Origin of the sequence: Curtobacterium sp. 458, from assembly GCF_030406605.1 — a bacterium.
Lineage (GTDB): Bacteria > Actinomycetota > Actinomycetes > Actinomycetales > Microbacteriaceae > Curtobacterium.
Genome location: NZ_CP129104.1, coordinates 2887236 through 2903750, shown reverse-complemented (window position 1 = coordinate 2903750; position 16515 = coordinate 2887236). Strand labels below are relative to the sequence as shown.

Here is a 16515-nt window from a genome sequence, read left to right as displayed (position 1 = left end):
CTGCTCTCGTCGTCGAGGAGCGTGCTGACGACGGTGAGACTACGCCGCACACGGCTGTCCCGCGATGGCGGGGTCGCCGGACGGCGGTGGCGCACGGCAGGATCATCACGTGCACCCGCTCCGTCGTCACTCCGTCAGCGCGCTCGTCGTCAGCGTCGTGGCAGCGTCGCTGCTCGTCGGCTGCTCCGGCGGCGACCACAGCGAGGCCCTCTCGGAGGACTCCGCCCAGTGGATGAGCCTGGCCTCCGCGCAGCTCGGCGTGGACGGCACGGCGAACCACGGTGGAGGGGGTGGGGGACTGATCGCCGAGGACGGCAGCAGGACGGCCCGCGCTCTCGTGTCGCTCGAGTACGACCTCCACGGCCCGTACGACGTGCTGGCCGTCTGCCGGTCAGAGCAGAAGGTGCACCTGCGCATCACCGAACTCACCGTCGACGATGACGGACCGAGTGCACTCCTCGGGCAGGCCGACATCACCTGCGGGACATCGAGCCGGATCCCGATCGACGTCCCGGCGGGCAGCGACGGGATCACCCTCGACGCATCGACGACGGACCGCTCGGGGCGGTCGTTGTTCGACGCCGTCGTCGTCACCCGGGGAGCGGGACGGTGAGCGCCCGCGAGGGCCGGAGACGGACCGTCCGACGGGTCGTCGCGCTCGGCATCGCGATCGCCGGTGCAGTGGCTGTCGTGGTCGGGGTGGGCGCCGTCGCCGGGGCCGTCGACCCCCGCGATCAGCAGGCGGCAGCCGCGTCCCCGACCGCGCCGGGACCCACGATCACGGCGGTCGGTGCCAGCAGCACCAGCTCGTCGACCCGGACGACCGTCCGGACCAGCGTGACGGTGCGGAACACCGGCACGTCGAGGACGTCTGCGCTCCCAGCGTGGCTGTACCTCGCGTCGGGCAGCGGGCGCTACGCGCTCGGGCACGTGCCGGTCCGGGCGCTGGCCACGGGCAGGACGGCGACCGTCGGTGCGACGCTGACCACCGCGTCCCGGGTGCCCGCCGGGAAGTACGCGGTCGTCGCGTGCACGGGCGTGTACTCCGCGTCGACCTGTCGCACGTCGACGTCGACGGTGCGCACCGGGCGAGCGACCCCGGCCCGGCCCGAGACCGGCGTGATGCTCGACGTCGCCCGTGCCTACTACCGCCCGGCGCTCATCGAGCGGTACATCGACCTCCTCGCCGCACACGGAGGCCGCTTCCTGCACCTGCACCTCACCGACGACCAGAACGTCGGGATCGAGAGCGCGGTCCTCGGGCAGACTCCGGCGAACGCCGACCTGCGCGACGGTGTCTACACGAGCCGGGTCACGGGCCGCCCGTTCCTCAGCACCGCCCAGGCGAGGGCGATCGCGGCGTACGCCGAGAAGCAGCGGATCGCGATCGTCCCCGAGATCGACACCCCGGGGCACATGGCCGCGGCGTTCGCGCTCCTCGAGGCGCGACACGGGCAGCGGTGGGTGGACCGCATCCGCGGCGGCGAGAGCGAACTCGACCCGTCGGCGCCCGGCAGCGTCGCGTTGGCGAAGGACCTGCTCGCCGAGGTGACGCGGACGTTCCCGCACAGTCGAGCGGTCCACATCGGTGGCGATGAGTGGGGTGCGGACGTCAGCGCCGGTGATCGGGTCACGTGGCTGAACACGATGGCGGCCGCGGTCGGCACCCGATCGGTCTGGGCGTGGAACGACGGCATCGACCGGTCGGCGATCCGACGCCTGGACCCGCGCATCCGCGTCACGTACTGGAGCTTCGACGGGGACACGGAGGACCCGGCGGAGCGTCGGGAGCGACGGGCGCACCGAGCCGGGGCGGACGACCTGGCCGCGGCCGGGACCGACCTGCTCGACTACGACTCGTACTACCTCTACGAGGTGCCGTCCGACCTCGACCCGGCGGATGCCGCGTACACCGCGGCTGACCTCCGCCGGCACTGGACGCTGCGGTCGTGGGACGGGGACTCGGGATCGCGGCTGTCCACGCCGATGTCGGGCGCGGCGGTCGCCGTCTGGGGCGAGGACCTCGACGCGCCACCGTCCTCGGCGCTCCTCCGGTGGAGCACGCCGCACATCGTGGCGATGATCGAAACCGCGGACGGGTAGCTCGAGCCCGGCCCGGCTCGATCGTCAGCGGGCGCTGAGGTCGTCGATGCTGTAGACGGTCGGCGCCGGGATCGTGACGTGGGTGTGCTTGCGCAGCCAGAAGGATCCGCCGCCGACAGTGAAGGTGTGCGGGCCCTTCGTGCGGTTCAGCTCGCGCGCGATGTCGTCCCGGCTGTCGCCGGTGACGCCGCGCGTCATGGTCAGGCGGCCGCAGTCCGACGTCTCGACGCCGACACCGGCTCGGGAGGAGCCGATGCCCCTGGTGGACCGGCTGGAGACGGTGATCGCCTCCGCGGCGGTGACGGTGCACGTCACCTGTTCCCGGTGCGCCGCGTCGTACGCGTTGCCGATGAACAGACCGGGGAACGTCAGGAGCGTGGCGAGGAACACACCGACGACGAGGAGGATCGACAGCGACTCCCGGACCGGCGCCCGGTCCCGTTGCACGGTGAGCTTGCCGAAGAAGTCCCGAAACGCCGTCCACTCTTCGCCGGTGTTCCGGTCGAGCCACTCCACGAGGGCGTCGTGGTGCCGGTGGAACCGGTTCGTGGAGAACCCACGGCGCCGAGCAGTGGCGGCGCTGATCACGGTGTTGCCTTTCCCGGAGGCCCGGAAGGCCACGAGCTCCCCGGGACCGATGACCTGCGTCCGGCGGAGCCCTCGGGTCGCCTCGAGACGGTCGGGGAACACCTCCACGCGGGTGCGGAGCGTGCCGACGGCCAGGGACACGGTCAGCGCGCCGACGACGAGCAGGAGGCCGCTCGTCCACGCCTGGGTGAACCGGGCGGACCCGAACACCTCCGGGTTGCACGCCGTCCAGGCGCCGGCCGCGACGACATCGGCTCCCAGCGCCGCCCACGACGCCGGCGTGAACCGGTTCCCGCGGACCGTCACCGGGCGTTCCTCACGTGCTTCCCCCACCGGTCGACCGTACCGAACGGACACTGATCCGGGCCCGACCGCGGCGGCTCAGGACGACGGCTGCCGTCCCCGCCGCCCGCGATCGCTGCGGCCCACCCACAGCCAGCAGCCGGTCCCGACCGCGGCGAAGCCCACGCCGACCACGAGCAGCTGCACGTGCACGCCGGTGCTGCGCGCGCGGACGCCCCCTGCGTCCCGGTCGGCGAGCACCGCCCGGTCGACGTCGGACGGGTCGTACAAGACCTGCAGCCGCTGGCCGACCTCGTACGCGCCGCCGCACGCCGCGTCGTCCACCATGTCCCACGTGTGCGGCTCCCCGTTCGCGGTCCCCGAGACCTGCGGCACGCACTCGGTCCTGCCCGGGCCGAAGTTCTCCGTGAAGTGGCGGACATCGATGGTGTCGATGATCGCGGTCGTGCTGGTCGCGACCGCGCGGAGTTCGTCGTCCTGGTGCGCCCGGTACCCGTCCGCGATGAAGCCGGCGATCGCGCCGAGGACGAACACGCCGCCGAACAGCGGCGCGAGGATGAACACGGCGAGGAACCCGGCGCCCGCGGCGATGGTCTTCCAGGTGCCCCCGCGACCCTCAGCGGGACGTCTCCGGTCGGGCAAGGCGGCTCCTCCGCGTCTCGTGGTGTCGTCCCGGCGCAGCGCCGGTACTGGACCGCGTCCCCCGGTGGTCCCGGCGCTCCGTCGGTGGCCCAGGCTGCCGCCCGTGCCGGTCCGACCGACCTTACGGCGGTGCGCGACGCGTCCGACGCCACCGGCTCGGCGGGTCACCGGCCTGGTGCGACGCTCTGGGGCGCTCAACCGGGCAGGGTCACGCCGGCGACGCGGCGCAGGGCTCGCAGGCCACCCGGGCTCCCGGGCCAGTGCCGCACGAGTGCGTCCGCTCCGGCGCTCCGCACCACGAACCGGAGCGCGATCACGACGATCAGCGCGTCGTCGAGCCACCCGAGGACCGGGACGAAGTCGGGTACGAGGTCGATCGGCGAGAGCAGGTACGCCAGGAGGACGACGAGCCAGGCCCGAACGCTGACCCGTACGGTGCGGTCGACGACGAGGCGACGGAGCAACCGGACGACGTCGGGGGCGAGTCGGAGGAGTTCGCGCAGCGAGGACCGGTCCGCGTGCCGCCGTTGCTCGACCCAGAGGGCGGCGACGACGACGAGCCACGCGAGCAGGAGCCCGCCGACCGCACTCGCGACGACCTCGAGCGCGGTCACCGGACGAGGTCGCCGGTCGCCGTCGTCGGTCCCGGGTCCTGCGCGAGCTCGGGGACGCGTGCTGTGAGGTGGGTGTCGACCGCGATCGTGAGTGCGGTGATCATCATCGACAGTCCGACGGACGACAGCGTGTCCGTCAGCCAGTGGTAGCCGAGGTAGAGCCGGCTGATGACCTGGGACGCGATCATGAGCGCCGCGAGTGCGAACACGCCGACCGTGATCCAGCGTCGGTGCGTGCGCGACGCGATCAGGAACGCCCCGATGAGGAAGAAGTCGCTCGCGCCGAGGACGTGTCCTGACGGGAACGAGAACGAGTGGTCGGGGCCGAGCAGCATCTCCGCGACCGGCGGACGTGGGTGTCGGACGAGCGGTGCGAGTGCCTGAGCGGTCATCACGCCGAGCACCATCCCGCACGCGAGGACGAGCGGACGCCACGCGTGGTGCGCCAGGAACGCCCAGGCGACGGTGACCACGAGGACGACGATCGGCATGCCGATCGGCCCGAACACCGTCGCGAGCACGACCATCACGTTCGTGCGGTCGGCGTCGCGCTGCGTGTCGAACCACTCGTCGACGGGACGGTCGAGTCGCTGGAAGCCGGTGTGCGTCAGGACGCCGACGAGCACGGTCCCGAAGACGACCGTTCCTGCGATCGCGAGCACGACGGCGGCACGGAGCAGGACGGCCCGCTCGACCCGGCCCACGGTGCGGACCTGCGGGGCGAACTTGCGGTGCCACCAGCCTCGGCGGTCGGCGGCTCCGGCGACGGGCTCCTGCTGCATCGACCCATCGAACTCCTCCGTCGCGGGTTCCGTGCTGTTGCCAGCGGCTCCGGAGCGACGCTGCGGTCGCGACGCGCCCAGGAGACGGACGGGAGGCCCGTGGCGATGTCGCCACGGGCCTCCCGTCCGTCGGTCCGACCGCTGGTCAGCCGGTGTGCGTGTAGGTGGACACCCAGTCGATGTAGAGGTGCCCCTTCCCGCCCCAGTTCCCGACCTGGAACATGTAGCGGTGTGCGGTCCGCGGGACGTCGCGGGTGACCGTCGAGATGACCTTGCCGTCGAGGAAGTACTTGACGGACTTCCCGGGGATCCACTCGACCGAGTAGACGTGCCAGTCCCGCCACGACACCCGGGTGGACGTGCTGATGGCGTTGACCTCGTTCCCCGGCTTCATGGAGTGGTGGTGCGCCATGGGGGAGTCCTCGAAGTTGGCCTCCGGGTAGTCGATCTCGCCGTCGCTCCACACGTTCGACGTCGGCCAGAGCATGAACGCGGCACCGTTGCCGTTGCCACCGATCGCCTTCGCCCGCACGCTGAACTTGCCGCCCTTGTGCCCCCAGGCGCCGGTGGGGGTGCCGAAGGTGCCCGCGGCGCCGTGCTTGCCGTCGAGGTACACGTCCATCATCCCGTTGAGCGCACGGATCTGCTTGCCCGACCAGTACATGTTGCTCATGCCGTCCGGGTACGGCTGCCAGCTGTTCTTGTACGTCTGCGCGAACTTCCCGCCCCAGTTGGCCGCGGTCTTGAACTCCTCGACGAACTGCTGCTTGAACTGCCCGATGTTCCCGCGGGGGGCGTTCACCGCCGCGGCCTCCGCGGGTGCACTGGTCCCGAACGGTACGAACGTGAGCCCCGCGGCGAGCACCATGACGGTGAACACGGCCCGGATCGAAGTGTGCTGGGGCATGCGTCTTCCACTCCCTGGTCTGGGACGGGCTGCCACGGAGCAGCACGTCTCGGCGGCGACACCGGTCCCTCGGTGCCGCGACGTCCCGGGCCGGGCTCCCAGGCCGGACCGGTGCGTGTTGGTCGAGCGTAGGCAGGAGGCGTTGCCCAGGGCACGCCCGGGATGTCCCCAGATGACGGGGCGACGGCACCCCATTTGGAGGGGGTCGACGCGCCCGACGAAGGCCGTCGGCTGTGCACGGCGGGATGGAGGGGCTACGCTGATCGGGTACGCGGATGTGGCGCAGTGGTAGCGCATCACCTTGCCAAGGTGAGGGTCGCGAGTTCGAATCTCGTCATCCGCTCGCTGGAGAAGGCCCCGGTCGCAGTGACCGGGGCCTTCGTCGTACCGCGACGGGTACCGGGCCGGTGGATGTCCGCGGCGGGCACCACGGACGCGGGACGCACGGCGGGCGCAGGATTCGGGTGCCCGCGCTCGTCGGCGTCGGGGCCACCGTGCCCCTGGGTCGTGGCGGATGGGTGGTCCGCACGCCCGATGGAGCATCCGGAGCAGCTCGCCCCCCGGATGGGTGCCGGGTTCGTGTTTGCGGTTTCCCGCATGATCCCCGCCGGATCCGGCTGCACGCTTGCGCTCAGGCCGCCGGCGTGTCGTCCCTCCGGCCGTCGAGACGGGCGGTGCCCGACAACCGGACACGGTGGCCGGTCGGAGAGTCGACGACGGTGACGAGCACGGTGTCGCAGTCGCGGCAGCGCGCGACGGCTCCCATCGCCGTCAGGTGGACACGGGTCCGGGCGAGGACACCGTCGCTCGCACAGCCCGGGCACCGGAGCAGGACCGTCGTCGCGTCCGGTCCGAACCGCTCGACGAGCACCCCGGCGAGCGCGTTGCCGTCGACGATCGACATCAGCTGCCCCCGAACCGTTCGGCGCGGACGTCGCTCGTGTCGTGCCCGAGCTCGGTGAGCCACCCGAGCACCTGCTCGACGAACGGGGTGGAACCGCACACGTAGACCTGGGCTCGCGCATCGGGCGGGAAGACCGCGGCCGCGAGGGTCTCCCGGGTCAGGCGTCCCACGGGTTCGCCGGCGGGGGCTCGTCGGCTGTGCACGAACGTGGTGGTCACCCCCGCGTCGGCGGCCCGGTCGAGTTCGTCACGGAAGAAGACGTCGTCGGGGGTCCGCACGGCGTACAGCAAGCGGAACGGCGCAGCGTCGCCGACCTCGGCGTGCGCTGTGGCGATCGCCGCGAGGGGCACGATGCCCGATCCGCCCGCGATGAGTTGCACCGGCCGGGCCTCCGGCGACGGGTGCCAGACGAACCAGCCGCCGAGCGGACCGTGCACCTCGAGGACGTCGCCGACCTCGATCGCGTCGACCAGGAACGGGGAGACCTCGCCGCCGTCGACCCGGTCGACCGCGAGGACCACCTGCGTCCCGGATCCCGACGACGCGACCGAGTAGGACCGGGACGCCTGGTAGCCGTCCTCGGCGGTGAGGCGCAGGTCGAGGTGCTGGCCGGGGTCGTTGCCGGGCCAGGTCGGGACGTCGAGGACCAGGCGCCGGGCGTTCGGGGTCTCGGGTGTGACGGAGGCGACCGTCGCGGGGTGCCACGCCGGCCGTCGACGGACCGGTGCCGACGGATCGGGGGTGAGCCGTGCCTCCAGGCCGGTGGACGGGGGTCCGCCGCTCACCAGTACCGCTCTTCCTTCCAGGGGTCGCCGTGCATGTTGTAGCCGGCGTTCTCCCAGAACCCGGGCTCGTCGTCGGACTGCATGACGATCCCGCGCACCCACTTGGCGCTCTTCCAGAAGTAGAGGTGCGGCACGAGGAGCCGTGCGGGTCCGCCGTGCTCGGGTGTCAACGGTTCGCCGTCGGCCTCGAACGCGATCCAGGACTGCCCGTCGAGCAGTTCGTCGAGCGGGACGTTCGTCGTGTAGCCGCCGAAGCTGTGCACCATGCAGAAGTCGAGCGACGTCTCGACGTCCGCGAACAGCCGGTCGAGAGGGACGCCGCGCCACGGCATGTCGAGTTTCGTCCAGTGGGTCACGCAGTGGATGTCGACCGTGACGTCCTCGACGCCGAGTGCCTGCACCTCGTCCCACGTCCAGGAGTGCAGGCCGCTCTCGGTCCGGACGGAGAACGACCAGTCCGACGGCTCGATCTCGGGCGTCGCGCCGGCGGACAGGACGGGCCAGTCCTGGACGAGGGTCTGGCCGGGCGGGACGCGGGAGTCGTCGCGCTCGTGCCGTCGACCGCCGAAGCCGCGGGTGAAGGTCGCCATGCTCGATCATCCCGCCTGCTCGTCGCCCCGCATGTAACGGGTTGGTAAACACTCGGGCTGCCCGCGCTCACCGGACCGACCACGCCGGATCGGTGCGCCCGTGCGCATCGAGGCCGCCCCGGACGGGTCCGACGGCCGGCTGCAGGGGGTTGGGGGATCGCCGTCGTTCCCTTATCGTTCACCGGAACGATTACCAGGAGGGGTCACCCCGAATGCAGCCCATCGTCCACGAACCCCGGAACGCCCACGGCCCGAGCCGCCGGACGCTCCTGTCCGGCGCCGCCGGACTCGCCGGCCTCGGCCTGCTCACCCTGACCGGGTGCAGCTCCGGCGCCTCGGCGGGCACGAACGCCCTGCCCGAGGTCGCCGCCACCGGCACGGCACGACGCGGCGGCCGACTCCGGGTCGCCCGGCCAGCCGCCTCGGCCGCCGAGACCCTCGACTCCGCGAGCTCGCTCTCCGCCTACGAGTACCTGGGCGCGCTGTACAACCGGCTCGTGAAGCTCGACCAGCAGGGGCAGCCGGTCCCCGACCTGGCCGAGGAGTGGTCCGCCAACGCCGACGGCACCGAGTGGACGTTCCGGCTCCGCCGCGGCGTGCGGTTCCACGACGGGTCGCGCTTCGTCGCGGCGGACGCGATCGCGAGCATCCAGCACATCCTCGACGAGAAGACCGGCAGCCCGCAGGCCGGGGTCCTCGGCGAGGTGATGGACGCCCGGTCGATGACCGCCGTCGACCCGTACACGCTCCGGTTCGCGCTGACGAAGCCGAACGCGGAGTTCCCGTCCCTGCTCACGGCGTACCAGTGCTACATCGTCCCCGCGGACGCCGTGGCCGACATCGGGCGGACCGGCATCGGCACGGGCCCGTTCCGGCTGTCGTCGTTCACCCCGGCCGGTGCCGGGAGCGTCGAGGCGTTCGACGACCACTTCGCGGGGCGCCCGGCGCTCGACGGCATCGACTTCTTCTCGATCCAGGACACCACCGCGCGGGTCAACGCCCTCCTCGCGGGACAGATCGACCTCATCTCGCAGACGAACCTCGACTTCGCCACGGCGCGGGTCGTGGCGGCGTCGGACCGGGCGACGATCGCCCGTTCGAAGAACGCCCAGTGGTACACGATCCCGATGCTCGCGACGAGCGACGAGTTCCGCGACCCCCGCGTCCGCCAGGCCATGAAGCTCGCTTACGACCCCCGCTCGATCGTCGAGACCGCGCTCCAGGGCACCGGTTCGCCCGGCTGGGACAACCCCGTGCCGCCGCAGCTCGCCGCGTTCGTGGACGACCACCGCGAGCACGACCCGGACAAGGCGAGGGCACTGCTCAAGGCCGCCGGCCGGTCGGACCTGCGTGCATCGATCTACACGTCGAGCTACGAGTCGGTCTTCACCCCGATGGCCGTGGCCTACCGTGACGCCGTCGCGGACGCGGGCATCCGCCTGACGGTGCAGAACTCCAGCTCGGACTCGTACTACACGCAGATCTGGATGCAGAAGCCGCTCATGGTGAGCTACTGGTTCACCGGGCGCCCGATCGACCAGCTGCTGAACCAGATCTTCCGGTCCGGGTCCTCCTACAACGAGAGCGCCTGGTCGAACGAGCGGTTCGACGCCCTGCTCGACGACGCCCGCGCCGAGATGGACGACGCCAAGCGCCTGACGCTCTACCAGGACGCCCAACGACTCATCGTCGAGGACGGCGCCGACATGACCCCGATGTTCGGGGACCGCCTGGTCGGGCTGTCCCGCGACGTCGTCAACTACTCGGAGTACGGCTTCGAGTTCGACTGGCTCCGGATCGGACTGCGCCGATGACGACCACCACCAGACCGACGGACGTCATCGTCCCCGTCCTCCGCCGACTCGGGATCGCCGTGCTCACGGTGGTCCTCGCGTCCCTCTTCGTGTTCCTCGCGGTGCAGGCGCTGCCCGGCGACGTCGCGCAGCAGCTCCTCGGGCAGAACGCCACACCCGAGGCCGTCAAGCAGCTCCGCGAGTCCCTCGGCCTCGACCAGAACGTGTGGCTGCGCTACCTCGAGTGGCTCGGCGGTGCGGTGCACGGCGACTTCGGGACGTCGCTCGTCAGCGGCGAACCCGTCGCACCGACGCTCTTCACGGCCTTCCGGAACAGCATGCTCATCGCCGTCCCCGCGATGCTCGTCGGCGTCACGCTGTCGCTGTTCCTCGGGGTGCTCGCCGGGGTCCGTCGCGGCCGCGCCACCGACCGGCTGGTCTCGATCGTCAGCCTCGTCGTGATGAGCGTCCCCGAGTTCATGGTCGCGACCGTGCTCGTGCTGCTCTTCGCGATCGGCCTGCCGCTGTTCCCCGCGGTCGTGCTGCGGGGGAGCGACGCCACGGTCGGTGAGCTCCTGCCGACCATCTGGCTGCCGATCATCGTGCTCACGCTCGCGATGGCCGCGTACATCGTGCGGACGGCGCGGTCCTCGACGATCGACGTGATGGCGTCCGAGTTCGTCACGACCGCGGAGCTCAAGGGCCTCTCGATGCGCCGGGTCGTGTGGAAGCACGCCCTGCCGAGCGCACTGCTGCCGACCCTCACGGTGATCGCGCTCAACGTGGCGTGGCTGCTCGGCGGCGTGGTCGTCGTGGAGAACGTCTTCAACTACCCCGGCATGGGCAAGCTCATGCTCGAGTCCGTGTACGACCGCGACCTGCCGACCATCGAGGCCATCGCGCTGCTCAGCGCGGTCGTGTACATCGTGTGCAACCTCGCGGCGGACCTCGTCGCGCTCGTGCTCGACCCGAAGCTCCGCACACGGCAGCGCCGGACCCGCGTCCGACGCGCGAGCGCGACGAGCCGATCCAGGAAGGCAGCCGCATGACCGCCGTCGCCCCCCGTCCGACCGGCACCCTGCGACCCGGTGCGGTCGGCCGTGTCCTCGCCCCGCTGCGCGGCTCCACCGCCTTGTCCGTCGGGCTCGGTCTCATCGCGGTCCACCTCGTGCTCGCGGTGCTGGCGCCCGTGATCGCCGGTCACAGCCCGGTCGTGACGAACGCCGGCGACGTCCTCTCCGGCCCGACGTGGACGCACTGGCTCGGCACCGACCAGTACGGCCGCGACGTGCTGTCCCGCACGCTGAACGGCGGCCGGTACGCGCTCCTCGTGACCTTCCTCGCGACGACCATCGCGGTCGCGGTCGGCACCGTCCTCGGCGCCGTCACCGCGTACGTCGACAACTGGTTCGACGAGGTGGTGATGCGGATCGTCGACGCCCTGCTCAGCGTGCCGTCGATCCTCGCGCTCCTCGTCGTCGTGACGGTCTTCGACGCCGGGCTCTGGGTCATCGTGCTCGCGGTCACGATCGTCTACGCCCCCGCCGTGACCCGCGTGGTCCGCGGTGCCGCACGCACCGTGATCACGCAGGACTACGTCACCGCAGCGCGCGCCCGCGGCGAGCGCCCGCTGTCGATCGTGTTCCGGGAGATCCTGCCGAACGTGCTCGACGTGGTGCTCGTCGAGTACGCGATGCGGGCGTCCTGGATCGTGCTGCTCGTCGCGTCGCTGTCGTTCCTCGGGTTCGGTGCGAACCCGCCGACGCCGGACTGGGGTCTCATGGTGCAGGAGAACCGGACGGCGTTGACCGTCGTGCCGCTCGGCACGCTCGCGCCGATCGTCGCCCTCGCCACCCTCGTGGTCGGCCTCAACCTCGCCGCGGACGGACTCGCGAAGTCCCTCGGCGTCGACCGTGCGACGCAGGGAGCGAGCGCATGACCGCCACCGCCACGACCACCGCGACCACACCGGGCGGGACTGCCGACGGTCCCGTCGTCCAGCTCGACGACCTCGCGATCTCCTACGCCGCGGGGTCCCGGACCGTCCCGGTCGTCCGCGGGGTGTCGTTCACGATCGCCGCCGGCCGGACCCTGGGGCTCGTCGGGGAGTCGGGCAGCGGGAAGTCGACGGTCGCCCGCACGCTCCTCGCGCACCTCCGTGCCGGTTCCGTGGTCGAGCGCGGCACCGTCCGGGTCGGCGGCGAGGACGTCTTCGCGCTCTCACCGGCCGGTCGCCGAGCCCTCCGCGGCGGCACGGCGAGCGTCGTCGCGCAGAACGCCGGACAGGCACTGACACCGTCGATGCGGATCGGCGAGCAGATCCGCGAGGCGCTCCGGGCGCACGGCGAGCCCGACGGCCCGGAGCGGGTGGCGGAGCTCGCGCGTCTGGTCCGTCTGCCGTCACCGGAGACGATCGTCCGGCGCTTCCCGCACCAGCTCTCGGGCGGGCAGCAGCAGCGTGTCGCGGTCGCGATGGCGGTCGCCGCCCGGCCCCGGGTCCTCGTGCTCGACGAACCGACGACCGCGCTCGACGTCGTCACGCAGGCGGCGGTCCTCGACCTCGTCGCGGAGCTCGGTCGTGAGCTCGGCATGGCCGTCCTCCTCGTCAGCCACGACCTCGGCGTGGTGTCGGCGATGGCCGACGAGATCGCCGTCATGCGCGCCGGCGAGGTCGTCGAGCACGCCGTGACGGCGGCGCTCTTCGCGTCGCCGCAGCACGAGTACACGCGTGCCCTGTTGGCTGCGGTGCCGGACGGGCGACGGCCGGGAGGCGCGGGTCGCCCGGCCCTGGAGGTGACCGTCCCGGGGACGGTCGCCGACGACGCCACGCGCTCCGGGCCTCCCGTCGGCACGCGTCCGGTGGTGACCGCCGAGGACCTGGTGATCCGGTACGGACGCGGCCTGCCGGCCGCGGTCGACGGTGTCTCCTTCACCGTCGGCGCGCGCGAGACGCTCGCGGTCGTGGGGGAGTCCGGGAGCGGGAAGTCGACGCTCGCGACGGCCCTCGCGGGGTTGGTGCCGGCCGAGTCGGGGACGTTCGCGTTCGACGACGGCACGGTGGCCGGCGACCTCGGCGTGCCGGTCGCCGGACGGTCGCCCGAACTGCGTCGCGCGGTGCAGCTCGTGTTCCAGAACGCGGACACGTCGCTCAACCCCCGGCGGACGGTCGGTGCGGCGATCGCCCGCCCGCTCCGGCTCTTCACGGGGTCGTCGTCGCGGGAGCGGGTGGGCGAGCTCCTGACGCTCGTCGGCCTCGGTCCGGAGTTCGCGGACCGGTTGCCGGCGCAGCTGTCCGGCGGGCAGCGGCAGCGGGTGGGGATCGCCCGTGCGCTCGCAGCGGAACCGCGGCTCGTGATCGCGGACGAGATCACGACGGCCCTCGACGTGCAGGTGCAGGCGGGGATCCTCGCGCTGCTGGCCGACCTGCAGCGCGAGCGGGGGCTCAGCTGCCTGTTCATCAGCCACGACCTCGCCGTCGTCCGGGGTGTCGCGGACCGGGTTGCGGTCATGACCGGTGGTCGGATCGTGGAGGTCGGGCCGACCGAGGCGGTGTTCGGCGGGTCGAACCACCCCTACACGTCGACGCTCCTCGCCGCCACGCTCGAACCGGGCAGCACGGAGTTGCCGGACGTCGACGACGGCGTGCAGCACTGGCAGGACGACGCGGGGTGGACCGACCACGGTGACGGCCACCTCGTCCGGAACTGGACCGAGCGTGACGTGGTCGTCGGGAACGGAGTGGATGCATGACCGAGCACCTGACCGCGATCGGGACGCCCGACGGCCTGCCGGACGGCGTCGTCGTCCGTGACGAGTGGATCCCGATGCCCGACGGGGTGCGGCTGCACGCCCGGATCTGGTCGCCCGCGTCCGCTTCGCCGTCGTCCGGGGCGCCGATGCAGCGCGTCCCGGTGCTGCTCGAGTACCTGCCGTACCGGCTCGACGACTGGACGGCGCCGCGCGACTCGGAGCGGCACCCCTGGTACGCCGAGCACGGGTACGCCTCGGTTCGGGTGGACATCCGCGGGACGGGGTCGTCCGACGGGTTCTTCGACGACGAGTACAGCGAGCAGGAGCTCCTGGACGGCGAGGCCGTGATCGCGTGGCTCGCCGAGCAGCCGTGGTCGACCGGAGCCGTCGGCATGTTCGGCATCTCGTGGGGCGGGTTCAACGCCCTGCAGCTCGCTGCCCGCGCCCCCGAGGCCCTCAAGGCGATCGTGAGCGTCTGCTCGACCGACGACCGGTACGACAACGACGTGCACTACGTCGGCGGGGCGCTCCTCGGGATCGACATGGCGGCGTGGGGCGCGACGATGTTCGCGTTCAACTCGCGTCCGCCGCGCCCCGAGGTCGTCGGCGACGGGTGGGTCGAGCAGTGGCGGGAGCGGCTCGACGCGAACCGTCCGATGACGCCGACGTGGCTCGCCCACCAGGAGCGCGACGACTACTGGCGGCACGGCAGCGCTGCCGAGGACTACGCCGGGATCTCCGCCGCGGTCCTCGCGGTCGGTGGGTGGGCGGACCCGTACCGGGACGCCGTGCTGCGGTTGGTCGCGAACGTGTCGGCGCCGGTCAAGGGCATCGTCGGGCCGTGGTCGCACCAGTACCCGGACCGCGGGCTCGCGCCGGGGCCGTCGATCGGCTTCCTGCAGGAGACGCTGCGCTGGTGGGACCGATGGCTCCGAGGGATCGACACGGGCGTCGAGGACGACCCGGCCCTGCGGGCGTGGATCAACGAGGGCGAAGCACCCGCGTCGTACTACGACCAGCGACGCGGTCGCTGGGTGGGTGCGGAGGCGTGGCCCTCCACGGCGACGTCCGTGCGGGCGGTGCCGCTGTCGGCGCTGCGCGGCGGCACGGACGGCGCCGCCGTCGTCCGGTCGCCGGAGCACACCGGCGTCGACGCGGGCCGGTTCTTCCCGTTCGGCAACGCCACCGACCTGCCGCCGGACCAGCGTGCCGAGGACGGCCGGTCGGTGTGCTTCGACCTGCCGGTGGACGAGTCGTTCGACCTGCTCGGGAACGTCCTCGTGGACCTGACCGTCACGAGCGACCAGCCGCGCGCCACCGTCACCGTGCGCCTGTGCGACGTCGCGCCGGACGGGTCGTCGACGCTCGTCACGCGCGGTGTGCTGAACGCGTCGGCCCGGGGAGGGATGGACCGCGCCGACCCGCTCGAACCGGGTGAGCCGACGGTGCTCCCCGTGCGCCTCGTCTCGACCGGACACCGGTTCGCCGCCGGGCACCGGCTCCGGATCGCGGTGTCGACGGCGTACTGGCCGTGGGTGTGGCCGCACGGCGCGAGCCCGACCCTCGCGGTCGATCCGTCGGCGTCCGCGCTCCGGCTGCCGCTGTGGACGAGGACGACCGACGACGGCGTCACGTTCGAGGCGCCGGAGCGGTCGACACCGCTCGCGATCGAGCGCGTCGAGCCGTCGGAGCCGCTGCCGCAGCGGACCGTCACGCACGACGTCGAGACGGGGGAGTGGACGCTCGACGTCGATCCCGGCTACGGCGGGGGCCGCGTCTACCCGGACGGGCTCGTCTTCTCCGAGGACGCGCGCGAGACCTACCGCATCCGGACCGGCGACCCGACGAGCGCCCGGGCGTCGTCGCGGTGGGCGATCGGACTGGCGACGGACGACTGGGCGGCGCGCCTCGAGACGACCTCGGAGCTCAGCGCGTCCGAGGACACGTTCCGCGTCGAGAACACCGTGCGGGCGTGGGCGCGGGACGGCGCGGCGGGCACGCCGGAGGTGCTCGTCGCGGAGCACACGTTCGTCGACGACGTGCCGCGGACGTCCGCGTGAGCGCGGCGTCGGGTGCTCCGGCGGCGGGCGGTTCCCGGACCCGTGCCCGGCAGCGCCCCGAGGTCCGCCGGGCGATGATCGTCGCGGCCGCCCGCGAGGTCATCGTCCGCCGCGGGGTCGGCGCCACCGGCCTCCGCGACATCGCTGCCGAGGCGGGGGTGTCGGTCGGGACGGTCACCTACCACTTCGACAGCGTCGCCGAGATCCTCAACGAGGTCGTGGTGCTCGAGACCGAGCGCTTCTACGGCGCGATCGTCGAGGCCGTCGACGCCGAACCCGACCCGGTGCGGGCCGTCCGGATGCTCGTCGAACCGCTGTTCGCCGAGCGGCAGGAGGTCCGTGAGCACTGGCGGGTCTGGTCGGACTACTGGACCGCCGTCGTCCGCCGGCCGGAGGTCGCGGCCGAGTACGCCGAACGCATCCGCGTCTGGGAGGCCTGCCTCGTGCGGGTCCTGCGCCGCGGCGTCGAGACCGGCGTGTTCGCGGCGTCGGCGCACCCCGAGACCGTCGCCCTCCAGCTCGCGGCGTACAGCGACGGCGTCGCGACGCAGATCCAGCAGGGCGTGCCGGGCCTGACCAACTCCGTCGCGCTCGAGTGGATGTGGTCGTTCCTCGCCCACGAGCTCGGTCCCGCGCTGGTGCGGGTCCCGACGGAACCCTTGTCGTGAGCGCGCACGGGCCCTACGGTGTCCGG

16 protein-coding genes and 1 tRNA gene are annotated in these 16515 nt (G+C 72.5%); 9 read left to right on the top strand and 8 right to left on the bottom strand.

Annotated elements, in window-relative coordinates:
* The first annotated feature begins 109 nt into the window (after nucleotides 1-109).
* Nucleotides 110-613 (top strand): hypothetical protein, encoded by a 504-nt coding sequence (locus tag QPJ90_RS14080; protein WP_290131800.1) that lies wholly within the window; start codon nucleotides 110-112, stop codon nucleotides 611-613.
* On the top strand, nucleotides 610-2103 hold the full coding sequence (locus tag QPJ90_RS14075; RefSeq protein ID WP_290131799.1) for a family 20 glycosylhydrolase: 1494 nt from the start codon (nucleotides 610-612) through the stop codon (nucleotides 2101-2103). Before QPJ90_RS14080 ends, QPJ90_RS14075 begins: the two co-directional genes overlap by 4 nt.
* A 24-nt stretch (nucleotides 2104-2127) precedes the next feature.
* On the opposite strand, the gene QPJ90_RS14070 is transcribed toward QPJ90_RS14075, so the two are convergent.
* The 5 genes from QPJ90_RS14070 to QPJ90_RS14050 form a co-directional block, all read right to left on the bottom strand.
* Nucleotides 2128-3024 (bottom strand): hypothetical protein, encoded by an 897-nt coding sequence (locus tag QPJ90_RS14070; protein ID WP_290131798.1) that lies wholly within the window; start codon nucleotides 3022-3024, stop codon nucleotides 2128-2130.
* A gap of 48 nt (nucleotides 3025-3072) precedes the next feature.
* Complete coding sequence (locus QPJ90_RS14065) at nucleotides 3073-3636, bottom strand: DUF3592 domain-containing protein (protein WP_290131797.1); 564 nt, start codon at nucleotides 3634-3636, stop codon at nucleotides 3073-3075.
* Nucleotides 3637-3830: 194 nt separating this feature from the next.
* Nucleotides 3831-4250 carry a YkvA family protein gene (locus QPJ90_RS14060; RefSeq protein WP_290131796.1) on the bottom strand — a complete coding sequence of 140 codons (420 nt, stop codon included), beginning with the start codon at nucleotides 4248-4250 and terminating at the stop codon, nucleotides 3831-3833.
* Nucleotides 4247-5032 (bottom strand): phosphatase PAP2 family protein, encoded by a 786-nt coding sequence (locus tag QPJ90_RS14055; protein WP_290131795.1) that lies wholly within the window; start codon nucleotides 5030-5032, stop codon nucleotides 4247-4249. The genes QPJ90_RS14060 and QPJ90_RS14055 overlap by 4 nt, the downstream gene beginning before the upstream one ends.
* Before the next feature lie 145 nt (nucleotides 5033-5177).
* Complete coding sequence (locus tag QPJ90_RS14050; protein ID WP_290131794.1) at nucleotides 5178-5939, bottom strand: glycoside hydrolase family 16 protein; 762 nt, start codon at nucleotides 5937-5939, stop codon at nucleotides 5178-5180.
* 271 nt (nucleotides 5940-6210) lie between these two features.
* On the opposite strand from QPJ90_RS14050, the gene QPJ90_RS14045 reads away from it, so the two are divergent.
* A tRNA-Gly gene (locus tag QPJ90_RS14045) sits at nucleotides 6211-6282 on the top strand.
* A gap of 288 nt (nucleotides 6283-6570) precedes the next feature.
* On the opposite strand, the gene QPJ90_RS14040 is transcribed toward QPJ90_RS14045, so the two are convergent.
* The 3 genes from QPJ90_RS14040 to QPJ90_RS14030 are packed head-to-tail and all read right to left on the bottom strand — an operon-like array spanning nucleotide 6571 to nucleotide 8218.
* Nucleotides 6571-6843 (bottom strand): DUF6510 family protein, encoded by a 273-nt coding sequence (locus tag QPJ90_RS14040; protein WP_290131793.1) that lies wholly within the window; start codon nucleotides 6841-6843, stop codon nucleotides 6571-6573.
* Nucleotides 6843-7628 carry an FAD-binding oxidoreductase gene (locus QPJ90_RS14035; RefSeq protein ID WP_290131792.1) on the bottom strand — a complete coding sequence of 262 codons (786 nt, stop codon included), beginning with the start codon at nucleotides 7626-7628 and terminating at the stop codon, nucleotides 6843-6845. Before QPJ90_RS14035 ends, QPJ90_RS14040 begins: the two co-directional genes overlap by 1 nt.
* Nucleotides 7625-8218 (bottom strand): molybdopterin-dependent oxidoreductase, encoded by a 594-nt coding sequence (locus tag QPJ90_RS14030; RefSeq protein ID WP_290131791.1) that lies wholly within the window; start codon nucleotides 8216-8218, stop codon nucleotides 7625-7627. The genes QPJ90_RS14035 and QPJ90_RS14030 overlap by 4 nt, the downstream gene beginning before the upstream one ends.
* Before the next feature lie 212 nt (nucleotides 8219-8430).
* Here QPJ90_RS14030 and QPJ90_RS14025 point away from each other — a divergent pair, with 212 nt between their 5' ends.
* Genes QPJ90_RS14025 through QPJ90_RS14000 form a run of 6 tightly spaced genes read left to right on the top strand, consistent with a single transcriptional unit; the run spans nucleotide 8431 to nucleotide 16489 of the window.
* On the top strand, nucleotides 8431-10032 hold the full coding sequence (locus QPJ90_RS14025) for an ABC transporter substrate-binding protein (RefSeq protein WP_290131790.1): 1602 nt from the start codon (nucleotides 8431-8433) through the stop codon (nucleotides 10030-10032).
* Nucleotides 10029-11060 carry an ABC transporter permease gene (locus tag QPJ90_RS14020; protein WP_290131789.1) on the top strand — a complete coding sequence of 344 codons (1032 nt, stop codon included), beginning with the start codon at nucleotides 10029-10031 and terminating at the stop codon, nucleotides 11058-11060. Before QPJ90_RS14025 ends, QPJ90_RS14020 begins: the two co-directional genes overlap by 4 nt.
* Nucleotides 11057-11950: an ABC transporter permease gene (locus tag QPJ90_RS14015; RefSeq protein WP_290131788.1), complete on the top strand. Its 894-nt coding sequence runs from the start codon at nucleotides 11057-11059 to the stop codon at nucleotides 11948-11950. The genes QPJ90_RS14020 and QPJ90_RS14015 overlap by 4 nt, the downstream gene beginning before the upstream one ends.
* Complete coding sequence (locus tag QPJ90_RS14010; protein WP_290131787.1) at nucleotides 11947-13761, top strand: ABC transporter ATP-binding protein; 1815 nt, start codon at nucleotides 11947-11949, stop codon at nucleotides 13759-13761. The genes QPJ90_RS14015 and QPJ90_RS14010 overlap by 4 nt, the downstream gene beginning before the upstream one ends.
* Nucleotides 13758-15821 carry a CocE/NonD family hydrolase gene (locus QPJ90_RS14005; RefSeq protein ID WP_290131786.1) on the top strand — a complete coding sequence of 688 codons (2064 nt, stop codon included), beginning with the start codon at nucleotides 13758-13760 and terminating at the stop codon, nucleotides 15819-15821. The genes QPJ90_RS14010 and QPJ90_RS14005 overlap by 4 nt, the downstream gene beginning before the upstream one ends.
* Complete coding sequence (locus QPJ90_RS14000; protein WP_290131785.1) at nucleotides 15818-16489, top strand: TetR/AcrR family transcriptional regulator; 672 nt, start codon at nucleotides 15818-15820, stop codon at nucleotides 16487-16489. Before QPJ90_RS14005 ends, QPJ90_RS14000 begins: the two co-directional genes overlap by 4 nt.
* The last annotated feature ends 26 nt before the right edge of the window (nucleotides 16490-16515 follow it).

What these genes read in the sequence shown, in the direction of transcription:
- QPJ90_RS14005 (WP_290131786.1), top strand. Translation starts at nt 13,758, where the DNA reads ATGACCGAGCACCTGACCGCGATCGGGACGCCCGACGGCCTGCCGGAC.
- QPJ90_RS14015 (WP_290131788.1), top strand. Translation starts at nt 11,057, where the DNA reads ATGACCGCCGTCGCCCCCCGTCCGACCGGCACCCTGCGACCCGGTGCG.
- QPJ90_RS14055 (WP_290131795.1), bottom strand. Translation starts at nt 5,032, where the DNA reads ATGCAGCAGGAGCCCGTCGCCGGAGCCGCCGACCGCCGAGGCTGGTGG.
- QPJ90_RS14020 (WP_290131789.1), top strand. Translation starts at nt 10,029, where the DNA reads ATGACGACCACCACCAGACCGACGGACGTCATCGTCCCCGTCCTCCGC.
- QPJ90_RS14025 (WP_290131790.1), top strand. Translation starts at nt 8,431, where the DNA reads ATGCAGCCCATCGTCCACGAACCCCGGAACGCCCACGGCCCGAGCCGC.
- QPJ90_RS14010 (WP_290131787.1), top strand. Translation starts at nt 11,947, where the DNA reads ATGACCGCCACCGCCACGACCACCGCGACCACACCGGGCGGGACTGCC.
- QPJ90_RS14030 (WP_290131791.1), bottom strand. Translation starts at nt 8,218, where the DNA reads ATGGCGACCTTCACCCGCGGCTTCGGCGGTCGACGGCACGAGCGCGAC.
- QPJ90_RS14050 (WP_290131794.1), bottom strand. Translation starts at nt 5,939, where the DNA reads ATGCCCCAGCACACTTCGATCCGGGCCGTGTTCACCGTCATGGTGCTC.
- QPJ90_RS14040 (WP_290131793.1), bottom strand. Translation starts at nt 6,843, where the DNA reads ATGTCGATCGTCGACGGCAACGCGCTCGCCGGGGTGCTCGTCGAGCGG.